Origin of the sequence: Spiroplasma sp. hyd1, from assembly GCF_016082235.1 — a bacterium.
GTDB classification, from domain to species: Bacteria; Bacillota_I; Bacilli_A; order Mycoplasmatales; family Mycoplasmataceae; genus Spiroplasma; species Spiroplasma poulsonii.
Genome location: NZ_JXYY01000010.1, coordinates 16,305 through 32,331, shown reverse-complemented (window position 1 = coordinate 32,331; position 16,027 = coordinate 16,305). Strand labels below are relative to the sequence as shown.

The following is a 16,027-nucleotide window of genomic DNA, read 5'->3' as shown; positions in this document are numbered from 1 at the left end:
TTTTAATAAAAAAGGGTATCGCAAGAAGTCTAATGTTTTTATTAGCATATGTTATTTCATTACTAGTGTGGTACTTTGCAATTGATATTATTCTCCATCAGTTTAAGTTTGTTATTAATTTACCATTAAATTGACAAACACCAGTTTAAGTTGGGGTTATTATTAGTGTAATTTTAGTTTTATTATGACTATTATCAATGTATTTGGTAAAAAAACGGAAACTAAATGAACTAACAGAATAAAATAGGTTATAATGTAATTATAAAATTTCAGATTAAATCGTTGAATTAGGAGTAGTATTTTCTAACTTAAGGCACAGAGAAGTTATGGGTGGTGGAAATAACTGCTTAGGTGGTTAGGAATTCACCTAAGGAGAGCTGCTAATCCCAGCCGGATTATTATTTTGATAATAATTCGTTACCTGTAATTAAGGCTAATTTATTAGTAAAAAAAGGATGGTACCGTAAGTAATTACTCCTTGTTTATATTTTGATATAAGCAAGGTTTTTTATTACTTAATAATCATTCAAAAGAAAGGAAAAAACCATGGAAAAAGAATTAGAATTATTATTCACCACAGCAACTGAAAAAATTAACGCCGCAACAACGACGGCTGAATTAGCGGCGTTACAATTAGAATATCTCGGGAAAAAATCAATTTTAAATGAACTTTTAAAGAAAATGAAAGATATTAGTCATGAAGAGCGTTTAACGGTTGGCAAACGAGCAAATGTTATTAAAACAACATTAACAGAATTATGTCAAGCAAAGAAAAGCGAATTAGAAAATGTAATGGCGATGGCAATGTTTGAACAAGAAAAAATTGATTTGTCATTACCCGGATATAATTTAACATTAGCAACAAAACATCCGTTAAACCAAGTTATTGATGAAATTTCACAATTATTTCAAGAGTTAGGTTATGATATTGTTTTTGGAACCGAAGTTGAAGATGATGAATATAACTTTCAACGTTTAAATTTACCAATTGGTCATCCAGCACGTGATATGCAAGATACCTTTTATATTACGAAGAATACTTTATTACGAACACATTGTACAAATATGACAGCACGTGCAATTTCGCAAATGAAAAGAAAAGATGAAATTGTCGCAATGATTTCAACAGGGAATACTTATCGACGTGATGATGATGATGCAACACATTCGCACCAATTTATGCAAGTGGATGGTTTTTTAATTGCTCCGCACACTAGTTTTGCTAATTTAAAATGAACAATTCAATACTTTTGTCAAAGAATGTTCGGTGAAAATACTAAGATTCGTTTACGACCAAGTTTCTTCCCTTTTACCGAACCTTCGGTTGAAGTGGATGTTACTTGTGTTAATTGCCATGGTCAAGGTTGCTCAATTTGCAAACAAACAGGATGAATTGAAATTATGGGGGCTGGAATGATTAATCCGTTGGTTTATCAAGCTTGCGGTCAAGACCCAGATTTAACTGGGTTTGCCTTTGGGATTGGGATTGAACGAATTGCAATGATTAAATATGGGATTGATGATATTCGTCGGTTTTATACAAATGATGTTCGCTTTTTAGAACAGTTTAAGAAATTTGATTAGGAGGTCCATGATGATTATTACAAGAAAATGATTAAATAAATATATTGATTTTGAAGATATTACTAATGATGAAATTGCTGCGGCATTAAATAGTTTAGGGTTTGAGGTTGAACGCACTCATAATTTTGATCGTAATAGTAACGTTGTTTGTGGTCGCATTCAAGTTGTAAATGAAATTCCTGACACGCATTTAAAATTTTGCTTAGTTGATACAGCACAAGAATTAGTTGATCCAATTGTTTGCGGGGCTAAAAATCCAACTGAAAATGGTTATGCTGTTGTTGCAAAACCAGGAGCTGCTTTAGCAAATGGGATGAAAATTGAACCACGCCAAATTAAAGGATACGCTTCGGAAGGAATGTTGTGTTCGTTAAGTGAATTAGGTATTTCTGAGAAGTATTTAACAGACCAAGAAAAAGATGAAATTATTTTAAGTTTTAATGAAAAAGAAGTTTCTTATGACATGATTGGAGCTGATGATGTTTTAGTAAAAATTGGTTTAACAGATTATTTATTTGAAATTGATTTAACCTTAAATCGAAGTGATTGTTTAAGTGCTTATGAATTGGCCCGTGAATTGGCTCGTTATTTTAATCGTGAATTATATCCGTTAGAACTTGAATCAACAGAGAATTTAAAAGAATATCAAAATCCATTAAAAGTGACGTTAGATTCAACTGCTGTAGAATCAGCCATTAGTGTTAATGTCAAGTTGACAGCAGAACAAACACCATTAAAACTGGCGGAACGAGTATGATTAAAAATTAATGAATATAAATCAGATGTTACTGATCCATTGGGAGATTTAGTAATTAAAACAACGTTAGAAACAGGACAACCATTATTAATTTATGATTTTAATAAAATTAAAGGAACTTTAGAAATTACTGATAATTATGAAAATGACACTTTTGCAATTAAAAAAGGTGATTTAGTTGTTGTTGATGGTGATGAATTTGTTGAATTAATTGGGGTGCGGGTAAATCCAACGTATGCTGTTAGTGCCAAGACTGTTGAAATTACTGTTTTAGCATTACATTTAAATCATATCGTTATGCGTCAACAACAACAAAAAGTTGGGATTAGTAATATTAATTTACAACGTTATATTAAACCACTTAGTTATGCTACAGTTGGGTTAGGACTATCACGTTATTTATACTTGTTAAAAATTAATGGTTTTTTAGAAGAATTATCTGCTTTAAATTTTATTAAAGAATATAAAAAAGCAGTTGAACCAATTAGTATTAGCTTAACTGAAATTAACGAGTTAATTGGCCATAATTTTCAGTTAGGAGATATTAAAACTTTATTAGAACCATTAGCGTTTCGCTTACAAGAAACAGGGGAAAAACTATTAGTAACTCCGCCCGTAACAAGAACTGATATTTTTCAAAAAGCAGATTTAATTGAAGAAATTGCGCGTTTGTTTGGTTATGATCAAATTACACCACAGCCACCAATTCTTCCTAACATAGCAAAAGCAAAACGCCCCCATGAAAAAACAATGAAGAATTTTGAAACATTTTTGTTAAATAATGGTTTTTATCAAGCAAAAACTTATGCTTTAGTTAGTACAAAGGAAATTGAAAATTTTAACTTTTTTGGTTATCAAAAACCATACCATTTATTATCACCATTATCCCAAGAACACGAAGTAATGCGTTTAAGTTTAACAAATAGTTTATTAGAAAGTATTGCTTATAACAATGCCCACAATAATAAAAATATAAAATTATTTACGGTTGAAAAAATTTATGCCAATGATGGGGAAAATTATTATCATGGGGCATTTGTTAGTCAAACAGAAATTGTCCAAAATAAAGCAACTGGCGAGCAATTAACAAATTCATATTATTATATGAAAAGTTTACTAGAAGCTTATCTTGAAAGTGAACAAATTGATTTAAATATGTTAACTTATCAACCAGCACCAGCAAATAATGTTTATCATCCATATCAAACAAGTGAAGTTTGATTAGAGAAACAATTATTAGCGGTGGTTGGTGTGGTTCATCTCGTTTATAGTAAAGAACATGATTTAAAATCACCAGTTTATTTTGGTGAAATTAATTTTGAAGTAATTTTTAATTATTTGACAAAAAAAAGAACTTTCTTTGCTGATCTTTATAAGTTTACCCCAAGTAGTCGTGATATTTCAATTTGAGTTCCAAACGAATTAAACTATCAAGATATTAAAGCAACAATTTTAACAGAAGTAAAAGATGTTGTTACAATGGAAGTGATTGACCAATATTTTGATGAAAAAACAATGCCAAATCATCGTGCTTTAACAATTAGTTTTACTTTTAATAATATGATAAAACAATTAACAGAAGCAGATGTTAATCAACAATTTGATAAAATTAAAGCTAATTTAGCAACGTTAAAATTACAAATTCGTTAAAAAAATGAAACAGATTGCTCTATTTCATTTTTTTAACATATTCATGTCATTCATCAATTGCCAAGTAATAATCTTGATATTCTTCATTATGAGTTGGATGGTATTTGGCAATTAGCATCCCAAATATTATATTAATTAACATTAAACGTGAAACATAACGAGGATTATCAACATAGAAATTTAAAATTTCTGTATTTTCTAAAGTTAATTTTTGAACATTAGAGGGACCTTTATATTCTTTGTTAATTGTTAATAAAATAATTTGAACATTACGTTTTGTTGCAATTTCAATTAGAAAATGATATTCAGCATCTTGTAAACTTTTAGAAACTAAGATTAGGAGATCTCCTGAACCAAGTGTTTCAATGATTTGAATTGTTGCATAATAGTTTGATAAATAAGTTGAATTATATTTTAAAATATTTAAGTGGAGATTTAAGTTATCACAAATTAAGGAATGACGACTAATTCCTCAAATAACAATACGGTTACTATTATGAATCGTATCAATAATTTGTTCTAACTGGTTTATTTTTAAATTGCGATAAGTTTCATCCAAAGCATAGGTATGTAACTTATAAATATTATCAATAACATTATGTAAGGTTGTGTCATCTTCTTGGATATCAAATTCTTTAATATTATTATATTTTCCAGCAACTCAGACTTTGAATTTACTATAATTTTCAAAACCTAATTTTTTAATTAATCGACTTAATGTTGATGTATTAATAAAAAGACTGTCAGCTAATTCATTGATAGTTAATTCTAGAACACTCTGAATGTCATTATTTAACTTTTCAATTAATTGAATTTGTAATTCAGTTAATTGGTTTTCTTTGTCATATGTTATTATTTTCATGGCGGTTCCTCATTTTTACACATTTGCGCTTTAAACATAAATGTATAATTATATTATAACAATAATTTTCCAAAAAAATTTTATTCATCAAATTAATTGTAGGGAAAAATCTGTTAAAATTAATAGTAAATGGGGGAAAATAATGATTTATACAGAAGCAGATTTGATCAAACAACCAATAATTACCATTGAAACAGCTCTAATTATTACTGATGAATTATTAGCTTATTCACCAAATATTAAAGCGCTAAATAATGTTGTTATTACCGGGGTTCTTACTTATCATGCAAGTTTGAATGCAGTTAATGTTGTTGCAACAATTCAAGGCGAAATCGTTGTTGAAGACGCCCGAACTTTAGAACATTTTAAGGTCCCAATTAATTTAAAATGAAACGATGAATATAGTTTTAAATTTTTTAAAAAAAGTGATATTAATTATTTAAATGAACAAAACTTTGATATAATAAAATATGCGTGAGATGAAATAATTATGAATATTCCTATTAATTTATCAAAAAATAGTGATAAAATAATTAGTGGTGATTCAACTTGGCAAGTTTTTTTAGAAGATGAATTTGCAGCATATCAGGCCACTCAAGTGGATTCACGATGAGAACAATTACACGAGAAATTGGTTAAAACAACAAAGGAGGGGAAATAATGGCAGTACCATTTCGCAAAACATCCAAACAGGCAAAAAGAAAACGCCGTACCCATTTTAAATTAGTTGGGGCAACTTTAATAGCATGTAAAAATTGTGGGGCAACAATTAAGCCACACAGAGTTTGTCGTGAATGTGGATATTATAAGAATAAAGAAGTTGTTAGAGTTGATTAATCTAATATTTCATTAACCTGAGAATCTTGTTAAAGATTCTTTTTTTTGTTTTGGTTAAACCAGGGGGAAAAGTGGGAGCATCAATTAATCTTGGTTAAAAACCGGAAAGTTTTAATTGTTAAAAATTACTGTTTTTTGTAAAAAAATTACTAAAAGTGTTGCAAAGTGGGAAATAGTATCATATAATATGTAGGAAAGTGGGGGAGAATGGGATAAAATGGCATTATTAGGAACTTACAACCATACTTTAGATGATAAAGGAAGATTAACAATTCCTTCTAAAATGCGAGAGCAATTTAAAGATGAAAAAGTCTTTATATCTCTTGGTTTTGATGGTTGTATTGATGTTCGTAATGAAGCAGAATGACTGAAGTGAACGGAAAAAGTTGCTTCAACAGGTCAAGCCACACCCGAAGGGCGGGCATTAACACGGAAAATCATGTCAATGTCGGATGAAACTACTTTCGATAATGCTGGACGAATTAAAATCTCGTCCATTTTACAAAATAAAGTAAGTATTACTAAAGATGTTGTGATTATTGGAAATAACGATCACCTTGAATTATGAGATTCGCAAGTTTGAGAAAGTTATATTGACCAAGCACCAGGAATGGAAGAAGCGGCGAAAAACTTTGAGGAAAAAATTTAAGCGATGGAATTTAAACATCAAAGTGTTTTATTGCAAGAAGCAATGAGGGGGTTGAACATCATTCCCAATGGGATTTATGTTGATTGTACCTTAGGACGAGCTGGTCATAGTCTTGAAATTTTAAAACATTTAGCCACTGGAAAGTTATATTGTTTTGAACAAGATGAAGAAGCAATTGTTGCTTCTCAGCATGTTTTACAACAAAGTAATTATGATAACTATGAAATTATTAAAAATAACTTTGTTAATTTAGCGGCTGAGTTACAATTACGCCAAATTAAAACGGTTAATGGCATTTTATATGACCTTGGCGTTTCATCCCCCCAATTAGATGATGACAAACGGGGCTTTAGTTATCGCTATGATAGCGTGTTAGATATGCGGATGAATCAGCAACAAATATTAACAGCTAAAACAGTTATCAACACTTATTCTATTGCTGCTTTAGCAAAGGTTTTTCAAGAGTATGGGGAAGAACCATTTGCAAAAGTTATTGCCAAAAATATTGGGATTGCTCGTGCTGAACAACCAATTGCAACAACATTCGAATTAGTAACAATTATTAAAAAAAGTTTACCGCAAAAAGTTCTTAAGAAAGCAAAGCATCCCGCAAAACGCATTTTTCAAGCACTACGGATTGAAGTAAATCAAGAATTAGCGGTTTTACAAACATCGTTAGAACAAGCAACAAAAATGCTAGCTGTTAAAGGACGGTTAGTTGTTATTTCGTTTCATTCGTTAGAAGATCGCATTGTTAAAAAGTATTTTCAAACGTTAACACAAGATCCAAACTATGAAATTAATCAACAATTACCAACGGTATCGCATTTTGAAAGTAATTACCGGATTATTACCAAAAAAGCAATTGTCCCAGCGTTGGATGAACAAACACTTAATCCGCGTAGTACTAGTGCAAAGTTACGAATATTAGAACGGGTGAAATAATATTCAACTTAAAAAATATTAAAGGGAGGTGAGCGAAATGGACTATAAATTAAAAGAAGTTTATGCTGTGTTAGAAATTAAAAATTATAGTTTTAGTTTTATGGTTGGTGTTTATAGTGAATCACAAATTAAAGTACTCTATAAAAGACATCTTGAATATCGTTTTTGTGATAATGGAGTCATTATTGATGAAAAAAATGTTGCAAAAGAATTAGCGAATTTAATTAAAGATGCTAATCGCCAATTGGGACTTGAAATTAAACGGGTGGCAATTACAGTTCCGGCTAATAATATGACAATTAAAACTTCAACCAAAATGCTAAATTTAACGCATGACCGTTTGGTTACTAAGAATGATATTGATTCATTAATTACGTTAGCAAAAGAAGTACCATTATTAGATGATGAAACAGCATTCTTTATTAGACCATATCGTTACATTCTTAATGAACAAAAAGCATTATCAGCGCCACCAATCGGGCAGGCGGCGCATAAAGTAAGTATTAAGGCAATTGTTTATGTAACAAAAAAACAAATTATTCAAAGTATTTTTGCTACTTTAAAATATGCCAAAATAGAAATTATGGGTATCCTTCCAGAAGGGTTTAGTCTTGCGTGAAATCTTGCATCACCAGTTGATTTGCAGAATGGGATTACAATTATTGATTGAGATCATGACAGTATTAAAGCTTACGTCTTTGTTCGTGAAACTTTATCTAACCAAATTATTATTCCGGGTGGAGTTAAAAAAATTATTAATCGGTTACGTCATATCTTAAACTGTGATAATAAGCAAGCACTAAAGTATTTATATAAAATTATTAATTTAAATAATAATAGTAAAGATAATTTAATTATTTATAGTAAATATGATCATCAACAACAAAAACAATTAAATTTGACCCATTATGATTTAAAACGAATTGTTAACCATGTTTTAAGTGAAGAAATGGAAACATTAAATGAAAAATTGGCACATAGCTTAGGGCGCTATCATTATCCAATTGTTGTTATTGGTGAAATTTTACGAATTAGTGGGTTTAAAGAAACCTTATTGTCTTTAAATAAAGATCGTAATATTTCAGTTTATACGGCGCCAACATTAGGGGCAAAAGAACCATGAACGACTGGTCTCTTAGGGAATATCTACTATCAACATTTAGCAAACAAAGTTAGCGCAACAAATGTTCAATCAGTTGATCATCGCTATATTCGTTATCTAAATAATAATCTTGATAAAAAACAGCGAATGTTACCACCGAATGAGAATGGTCAACCAGGTGGTTCTGGTGGAACACCACAAGGGGTCGTGAATCTTAATCAACAACATTTTAATAGTTCACAACAATATCATCAAAAATATTACCAAAATATCAAATAAATAGTACAATATATATATAAAAAAATGGAGGAGTTAAGGTTATGGACAATTTTGATAATTATGAACAAGTTGCGTCAATAAAGGTCATTGGCATTGGTGGAGCTGGTAATAATGCTGTTAATAGAATGATTGAAGCTGGTGTCCAAGGGGTTGAATTTATTGTTGCAAATACTGATGCCCAAATTATTAGTGTTTCAAAATCAAAAAATAAAATTGTATTAGGGAAAGAAACATCAAAAGGGCTTGGAGCAGGTGCTAATCCTGATGTTGGCCGTCAAGCAGCAATTGAATCAGCAGAAGAAATTAAAGAAGCGTTAAAAGGCGCTGATATGGTTTTTGTTGCTGCTGGAATGGGTGGCGGAACTGGAACTGGGGCTGCCCCAATTATTGCAAAAATTGCAAAAGAACAAGGTGCATTAACAGTTGGAATTATTACGACTCCATTTTCTTTTGAAGGACGTGCTCGGAACAGTTATGCGATTCAAGGAACCGATGAATTACGTAAACATGTTGATTCATTAATTATTATTTCAAATGACCGCTTATTAGAAGTTATTGGGGGCGTGCCATTAAAGGATTCCTTCAAAGAGGCGGATAACATTTTACGTCAGGGAGTACAAACAATTACCGATTTAATTGCGGTACCATCATTAATTAACTTAGACTTTGCTGATATTAAAACGGTAATGAAAAGTAAAGGTAATGCTTTGTTTGGAATTGGAATTGGTTCTGGAAAAGACAAAGCAATTGAAGCGGCTAATAAGGCGATTATTTCACCATTATTAGAAGCATCAATTCGGGGGGCAAAAGATGCCATTATTAATGTTACTGGTGGAAACACATTAACCTTAAATGACGCTAATGATGCTGTTGACATTGTTAAACAGGCAATTGGTGGTGAAGTTAATATTATCTTTGGAACTGCTGTTAATGAACATCTAGATGATGAAATGATTGTGACAGTTATTGCCACAGGGTTTGATGAAGATAAAAATTTTTTAAACCCCGATAATAATTATCGTGCTTCAGTGGAAGAATATGAAGAACCTTCATCAAAAACAGCGCCACCTGAAAATGCTGATGAGGATCCAGAAGACCAAGATGTTGTCCGTAAGCGCCCAAGTTATTTTAATAATTTACAAGAAAATGCTGGCCGCGAAACAGCAAATGCCAGCCGTCGAATCAATGCGTGAAAAGAACATGTCAATGAGAATAATCGATCAGCTGATGATGATGATGATTTACCACCATTTGTTCGTCGTAGTTGATAATAATGAGCATTTTTAAGAAAAAACCTAAAAGTATTTACGATTCTCAACCACGAATTGATTTTAATGACACTGCTGTTGAACCAATTGTCCAAACCGATCGCAAAGAAGATAACACCCCACAAGCACCAACCGTTCCTTTTCAAAAGGTTACTTTTGATGCGTCAGAACCAGTGCCGAACGTTGCAACTAGTGATGAAACTAGTTCAACGATAAGCACTGGTTTTGTTGCGGATAGTTATAATGATGCTCCGAAAATGGCTGATTTATTATTAAGCAAAGGACAGTTAGTTGTTCATTTGGAAAAGTTATCAAAAGAAGAGCGAATTCGGTTGTTAGATTTTATGGCCGGGGTAATGTATGCGTTTGATGGGGATGTTCAAAAGTTAGAACATAAGACTTATCAATTTATGATTAGAAAAGATGCTTAATAAAACTCAATTATTACAACATTGCCAGCAAGATTATGATTTAATTAATAAAATTAAGGGTTGGTGTGCTCAAGCACGCCAAGGAAAAATTGTTGCAACCGGTTTTCTTGACTTACGCCAATTAGCAATTTTAACGGCAATCCTTCGCCAAGAAAAAATTACCGATTATAGCATTCACGAACCATTTGTGAATGGCTTTCGGAAGACGGTTACTTTTAATAGTACCCAGGATAATACGATTATTCTGACAACCCCGCAACCAACTCCCACTATTTTTACAACATCATCTTGCGCTGGGGTTCATTTTAAACCAGTTACAGTTAGATTTGCGTGTAATTGGTGATTTATATGTTACTGCGACCATGATATCTTTAAGTGTTTTAGCAAAAATTGGACCAGTGTTTACTAATACACCAATGGTAATTCAAAAGCATGTTCTAACATGACACGAAGTACCATCACCCGTTGTCCTTGACCACCAGTTTACGATTTTTACTAAAACAGTTAAAAGTTTACGGTTAGATGCAATTGTTAGTGCGATTTGTAATTTGTCCCGCTAAAAAGGGCAAGCTTATGTTGAAGCAGATAATGTTTATGTTAATTTTTCGGTGGTAAATAATAAGACTTTTCAAGTTGCTTGTGATATTATAATATCAATAAGGCGGTATGGTCGTTTTAAAATTAATGAAATTATTCCGAGCAAAAATCAACATTATCGAATTACAATTGCAAAATTTGCATAAAAGGTAGGGGAAGTTATGGCAGAACAAGATAGAGACTTACGAACAGTTATTCGTGAACAAAATAAAATTATTGAAAAGTTAACATATGATAATCGCCAATTAGTCCAACGGTTGCAAGAATTACAACATTTAGAGCATATTTCGCGCTATAACATTGAGAAATCGCGGGAAGCCTTTGAAGTTGCTAGTCATAACGCTGGGCGCATTATTATGAAAGCGGTTGATTTTTCATATGCGTTTAAAGATGAAATTGCCGTATTATTAGAAGCAATTGATGATCACCGTCATAATCCGCAAAATGTCTTAAAAGTAATTGATGAGTTCTTAGAACGTAATAAACGAATTTATGCTTTTTCAATTAATGATGGGGAACGGATTACGGAAATGATTAAGAAAGAAATTATTAACAAAATTAGATAAATAGTGTAAGATTTATTTATAAGAAAACAAACCACAATTATTTGGCCCTTTTATCGCAGCAAGGTTAGGATGATGAGAGCTAATTATAAAACCCAAATAATTATCCCTTGTTTTTACAACTAAACAAACATTGTAAAAAAAGGTAAATATTGCCAAGATATTTATAAAGTAAGATGGTACCGCGTGTTATTAGCGCTCTTATAGTCTTACTTTTTTTATGACAGAAAGGAATGATTTTGATGAACTATAAAGATACCTTATTAACACCAAACACTTTATTTGAGATGAAAGCAAATTTAACTGAAAAAGAGCCAAAAATTCAACTGGAATGATTACGTAATAATGTTGTGGGGGGGCGTTATCACCATAATGCTCATCAGCCACCATTTATTCTCCATGATGGTCCGCCGTATGCTAACGGTGACTTGCATGTTGGTCATGCCTTAAATAAAATTTTAAAAGATTTTATTGTTCGGTATTATAACCAAAAGGGTTACTACAGTCCGTGAATTTGTGGGTGAGATACGCACGGTTTGCCAATTGAAACAGCCGTTGTTAAAAGTGGGGTTGATCGTAAAACAACACCGCCCGTTGCTTTTCGACAAATTTGTCGAAAATATGCTTTAGAGCAAATTGATAAACAAATTGAACAATTTAGTCGTTTGGGGTTATTTAGTGACTTCACAAACCGTTACGTGACCTTAGATTTAGAATATGAATTAGAACAATTACGATTATTTCAAACAATGGTTCAAAAACAATTAATTTATCGTCAGTTAAAGCCAATTTATTGATCACCATCAAGTGAATCAGCGTTAGCAGAAGCTGAAATTGAATATGAAGAATTATCAGCGCCTTCAATTTATGTTACTTTTAATGTTACAACGGGAAATAGTCTAATTAGTCCCGGAACAAAAATTGTTATTTGAACAACAACACCATGAACAATTCCAATGAACCAGTTGTTAGCTGTTGGCACAGAAATTGTTTATGTTGAAGTATTAGTGCAGGGGGTAAAATATTTAGTTGCTAAAGCATTATTAGAAGCGATTCAAACAACGATTGGATGAGAAGAGGTTCACATTTTACAAGAAGTTAGCGGAACTGCCTTAGTTGGAATTGTGACGAAACATCCGTTATATGATCGTGATAGTATCGTTGTTCTTGGCCATCATGTGACAACTGAAGCTGGAACAGGGATTGTTCATACTGCCTCGGGATTTGGTGAAGATGATTATCACATTGCTCGTGCCAATAATATTCCAATTTTTGCCCCATTAGATGATGAGGGAAAATATACGAAAGAAGTCAATGATGAAACATTAACGGGTGTTTTTTATGAAAATGCTAATAAAATGATTGGTCAACGGTTAGAACAAGAGGGGGCTTTACTAAAATTAAAATTTATTAAGCATAAACATCCAATTGATTGACGAACAAAAAAACCAGTTATTTATCGTGCCACTGCCCAATGGTTTGTATCAATTAAAAAAATGAAACCAGCACTGTTAGCTGAAATTAAAAAGGTACAATGAAATCCGTCGTGAGCAGCAAAACGAATGGAAACAATGATTGAAAATCGTCAAGATTGATGTATTTCACGACAACGGTTATGAGGGGTGCCAATTATTGCTTTTTATGATGAAAATAATGTCCTGCAATTTAATTCAGAATTGATTGACCATGTTATTAAATTATTTCAACAAGCAAAAACAACAGATATTTGGTTTGAATGAACTGCTGATCAATTGTTACCACCAGCTTATCAAAAGCGACAATGACGCAAAGAACAAGATATTATGGATGTGTGGTTTGATAGTGGAGTTAGTAATTTAGCCGTGACAAAAGCACACCAATTACCACATCCTGTCAGTGTTTATTTAGAAGGGATTGACCAATTTCGCGGATGATTTAATTCTTCTTTAATTACTTCTGTTGTTGCAACCGGACATGCGCCATATCAAATTGTTTTATCACATGGGTTTGCGAATGATGAAAAAGGTCGTAAGATGAGTAAATCATTAGGAAATGTTATTTCGCCGTTAGTAATTACTGCTCAATATGGTGCTGATATTTTACGAATGTGAGTAGCTGCAGTTGATTATCGTGATGATGTTAAAATTGGGCCAGATATTTTAAAACAAGTGGCGGAAGCATATCGAAAAATCCGTAATACGTTGCGCTTTTTATTAGCTAATTTAACTGATTTTAACCCCGCAACTGATCTTTGTGATGATTTAGCAGAAGTTGATTGATATGTTTTACACTTAGCGCGTGAATTTCAGCAAAAAGTTAATAGCAACTATGAAGAATTTAACTTTAATAATGTTTATATGTTAATTAATAACTTTGTGACAACAACATTATCGAAGTTTTATTTAGATTTTACAAAAGATATTTTATATATTGAAGCAATGACTTCATCGCGCCGAAGAGCAGTCCAAACAACGTTATATTACTTATATCGTATTTTAAGTGATGCGTTAAAACCAATTATTCCGCATACAATTGAAGAAAGTCACAAGTTCATTAAGTATCCACACCAACAAAGTTCTGTTCATTTGGAAGAAAATTTTGTTTTTAGTAAACCAATTAGTTTAGAACTAGTGGCAAAGTGAGAACAAGTGTTAAAATTACGTGATGATGTCAACAAAGAGTTAGAATATCGTCGTGAACAGAAAGAAATTAAAAAATCATTAGAATGTCAATTAACGATTGCCTTAAAACCAGCTTATGCTAAATTAGCAACAATTGCTGATTTACATCAAATCTTTATTGTTAGTGAAATTATTTTTACTCCTAAGCATAATAATTTAACTGAATATGAAACAAGTTATATTACAGCGCAAGAAAAAGATGGCTTTAAATGTCAGCGTTGTTGAATGATTTACGAACATTTAAATGCGGAAAATAATGATATTTGTGATCGTTGTTTTAATGTTTTATTAGCAAAAAATGTGCGATAATAATAGCAATGAAATAAAAGGAGTTAGAAAGAATGAGAGAACGTACAAAGCAATTTTGGCATGATGTTGGTGAACATTTTAAAAGTCGAAATTATATTTGAAAATTTAAGCTCCAAATTTGCTTACCAATTTTTATTGGTTTATTAATTTTAGATATTATTACAAAGCAATTAGCCTTTCATTTATTATCCCATGATCCTTATGCCCCAGAAGTTAAGTTTCTTGATGGTTTTATTAATTTTAAGTTTGTTATTAACAAAGGCATTGCTTTTGGAGCAAATGCTGATAATTTAGTGGCAACAATTATTGGTGCGGTGCTAATTACGATATTAGCTTTTATTGTGTTTTTATATATTAATAGTAAAACAGCAGCGATTGGTTTAATTATGATAACTTGTGGTGGGTTTGGTAACTTAATTGATCGTATGTGAAACCAAGGGGGAGTTGTTGACTTTTTAGCATGAATTCTCTTTCCACCATATAGTATTTTTAATTTATCTGATACTTGAGTAACATTTGGGGTTGTTGTTTTAGTATTAGCAATTATCATTGAAATTACGCGCTTTTATCGTGACCGTGCGCGAAGTAATCGCGAAGAAAGTATTGTGAATAATGAATAAAATTACTTTTGTTGCATCAACAAGTGGGCGCATTGATAAAGTGTTAGTCGCATATTTTGCCACAACAGCAACGATCTTCTCACGAACAAAAATTCAAGAATTAATAACTCAAAACCAAGTCCAAGTTAATGACCAATTTGTGCACCAAAATTATCTTGTCCAAGTTAATGATACAATTACTGTTACTTTACCATCGCCATCAACAACAAACCTAACGCCAATGGCAATGCCATTAACAGTGTTGTACGAAGATGATGTGTTATTGGTAATTGATAAACCAAATAATTTGGTTGTTCATCCTGCCCTGGGGCATTTAAATGACACCTTAGTTAATGCTTTAATTGCCCGAAGTGAAGATTGATCAACTGTTAGCGGTGAATTGCGACCAGGAATTGTCCATCGGATTGATCGGCAAACAACAGGAACATTAATTATTGCTAAAAATGATTTTATTCATCACCAATTGCAAGAACAAATTCAAACAAAGCAATTACAACGACGATATTTAGCCCTGGTGCATGGTAATATTGTTGAAACGCGAGCAAAAATTGATGCGCCAATTGGTCGCGATCCGCAAGATCGCAAGAAAATGGTTGTCACAGCCAAAAATTCTAAAAAAGCAGTGACTAATATTCTTGTAATTGAGCGCTTTAATGATTATACTTATATAGAGTGTGAGTTAGAAACTGGTCGCACGCATCAAATTCGAGCGCATTTAAAGTATATTAATCATCCGGTTGTTGGTGACCCACTATATGGGACGGTCGCTGATAAAAAGGAATCATTTGGCCAATATTTGCATGCTTATCAGTTAACTTTTATGCATCCAATTACAAATCTTCCAATTACGGTATCAGCAGCATTACCGTTGGAATTTGAAAATAAATTAGCAGCATTACGCACGAAAGGATAGG

17 protein-coding genes are annotated in these 16,027 nt (G+C 31.9%); 16 read left to right on the top strand and 1 reads right to left on the bottom strand.

What is annotated here, in order from left to right; genetic code table 4:
* Positions 1-546 precede the first annotated feature (546 nt).
* Both pheS and pheT read left to right on the top strand, forming a co-directional pair.
* Positions 547-1,584 carry a phenylalanine--tRNA ligase subunit alpha gene (gene pheS, locus TS70_RS02155; protein WP_198049275.1) on the top strand — a complete coding sequence of 346 codons (1,038 nt, stop codon included), beginning with the start codon at positions 547-549 and terminating at the stop codon, positions 1,582-1,584.
* Positions 1,585-1,594: 10 nt separating this feature from the next.
* A complete protein-coding gene (gene pheT / locus TS70_RS02150; RefSeq protein WP_198049274.1) occupies positions 1,595-3,991 on the top strand; it encodes a phenylalanine--tRNA ligase subunit beta in 2,397 nt (798 codons plus the stop codon).
* Positions 3,992-4,010: 19 nt separating this feature from the next.
* On the opposite strand, the gene TS70_RS08380 is transcribed toward pheT, so the two are convergent.
* Positions 4,011-4,853, bottom strand: coding sequence for a MurR/RpiR family transcriptional regulator (locus TS70_RS08380; protein WP_198049273.1), 843 nt, complete (start codon positions 4,851-4,853; stop codon positions 4,011-4,013).
* Between the two features lie 142 nt (positions 4,854-4,995).
* On the opposite strand from TS70_RS08380, the gene TS70_RS02140 reads away from it, so the two are divergent.
* The 14 genes from TS70_RS02140 (at position 4,996) to TS70_RS02085 (ending at position 16,026) form a co-directional block, all read left to right on the top strand.
* Entirely contained in the window at positions 4,996-5,514 is a 519-nt protein-coding gene (locus TS70_RS02140; protein ID WP_040093244.1) for a YceD family protein, read from the top strand.
* On the top strand, positions 5,514-5,690 hold the full coding sequence (gene rpmF, locus TS70_RS02135; protein ID WP_040093245.1) for a 50S ribosomal protein L32: 177 nt from the start codon (positions 5,514-5,516) through the stop codon (positions 5,688-5,690). Before TS70_RS02140 ends, rpmF begins: the two co-directional genes overlap by 1 nt.
* 217 nt (positions 5,691-5,907) lie before the next feature.
* Complete coding sequence (mraZ, locus tag TS70_RS08375; RefSeq protein WP_198049272.1) at positions 5,908-6,339, top strand: division/cell wall cluster transcriptional repressor MraZ; 432 nt, start codon at positions 5,908-5,910, stop codon at positions 6,337-6,339.
* A gap of 3 nt (positions 6,340-6,342) precedes the next feature.
* Positions 6,343-7,284 (top strand): 16S rRNA (cytosine(1402)-N(4))-methyltransferase RsmH, encoded by a 942-nt coding sequence (gene rsmH / locus TS70_RS02125; protein WP_198049271.1) that lies wholly within the window; start codon positions 6,343-6,345, stop codon positions 7,282-7,284.
* A gap of 37 nt (positions 7,285-7,321) precedes the next feature.
* Positions 7,322-8,665 (top strand): cell division protein FtsA, encoded by a 1,344-nt coding sequence (locus TS70_RS02120; RefSeq protein WP_198049270.1) that lies wholly within the window; start codon positions 7,322-7,324, stop codon positions 8,663-8,665.
* 41 nt (positions 8,666-8,706) lie between these two features.
* Positions 8,707-9,936 (top strand): cell division protein FtsZ, encoded by a 1,230-nt coding sequence (ftsZ, locus tag TS70_RS02115; RefSeq protein WP_198049269.1) that lies wholly within the window; start codon positions 8,707-8,709, stop codon positions 9,934-9,936.
* 2 nt (positions 9,937-9,938) lie between these two features.
* A complete protein-coding gene (gene sepF, locus TS70_RS02110) occupies positions 9,939-10,364 on the top strand; it encodes a cell division protein SepF (protein ID WP_040093252.1) in 426 nt (141 codons plus the stop codon).
* Positions 10,357-10,773: a hypothetical protein gene (locus tag TS70_RS07195; protein ID WP_227991423.1), complete on the top strand. Its 417-nt coding sequence runs from the start codon at positions 10,357-10,359 to the stop codon at positions 10,771-10,773. Before sepF ends, TS70_RS07195 begins: the two co-directional genes overlap by 8 nt.
* A gap of 7 nt (positions 10,774-10,780) precedes the next feature.
* Positions 10,781-10,924 carry a hypothetical protein gene (locus tag TS70_RS07190; protein WP_232332326.1) on the top strand — a complete coding sequence of 48 codons (144 nt, stop codon included), beginning with the start codon at positions 10,781-10,783 and terminating at the stop codon, positions 10,922-10,924.
* Positions 10,925-10,972: 48 nt separating this feature from the next.
* A complete protein-coding gene (locus tag TS70_RS08070; protein WP_255516847.1) occupies positions 10,973-11,107 on the top strand; it encodes a hypothetical protein in 135 nt (44 codons plus the stop codon).
* 15 nt (positions 11,108-11,122) lie between these two features.
* The gene (locus TS70_RS02100) at positions 11,123-11,527 is read left to right on the top strand and encodes a hypothetical protein (RefSeq protein WP_040093253.1); all 405 of its coding nucleotides are present in this window, start codon (positions 11,123-11,125) and stop codon (positions 11,525-11,527) included.
* A gap of 239 nt (positions 11,528-11,766) precedes the next feature.
* Positions 11,767-14,493 (top strand): isoleucine--tRNA ligase, encoded by a 2,727-nt coding sequence (gene ileS, locus TS70_RS08370; RefSeq protein ID WP_040093255.1) that lies wholly within the window; start codon positions 11,767-11,769, stop codon positions 14,491-14,493.
* A 32-nt stretch (positions 14,494-14,525) separates the two neighbouring features.
* A complete protein-coding gene (lspA, locus tag TS70_RS07175) occupies positions 14,526-15,113 on the top strand; it encodes a signal peptidase II (RefSeq protein WP_198049268.1) in 588 nt (195 codons plus the stop codon).
* Positions 15,106-16,026, top strand: a complete 921-nt coding sequence (locus TS70_RS02085) for an RluA family pseudouridine synthase (protein ID WP_127092626.1) — start codon at positions 15,106-15,108, stop codon at positions 16,024-16,026. The genes lspA and TS70_RS02085 overlap by 8 nt, the downstream gene beginning before the upstream one ends.
* Position 16,027 lies beyond the last annotated feature (1 nt).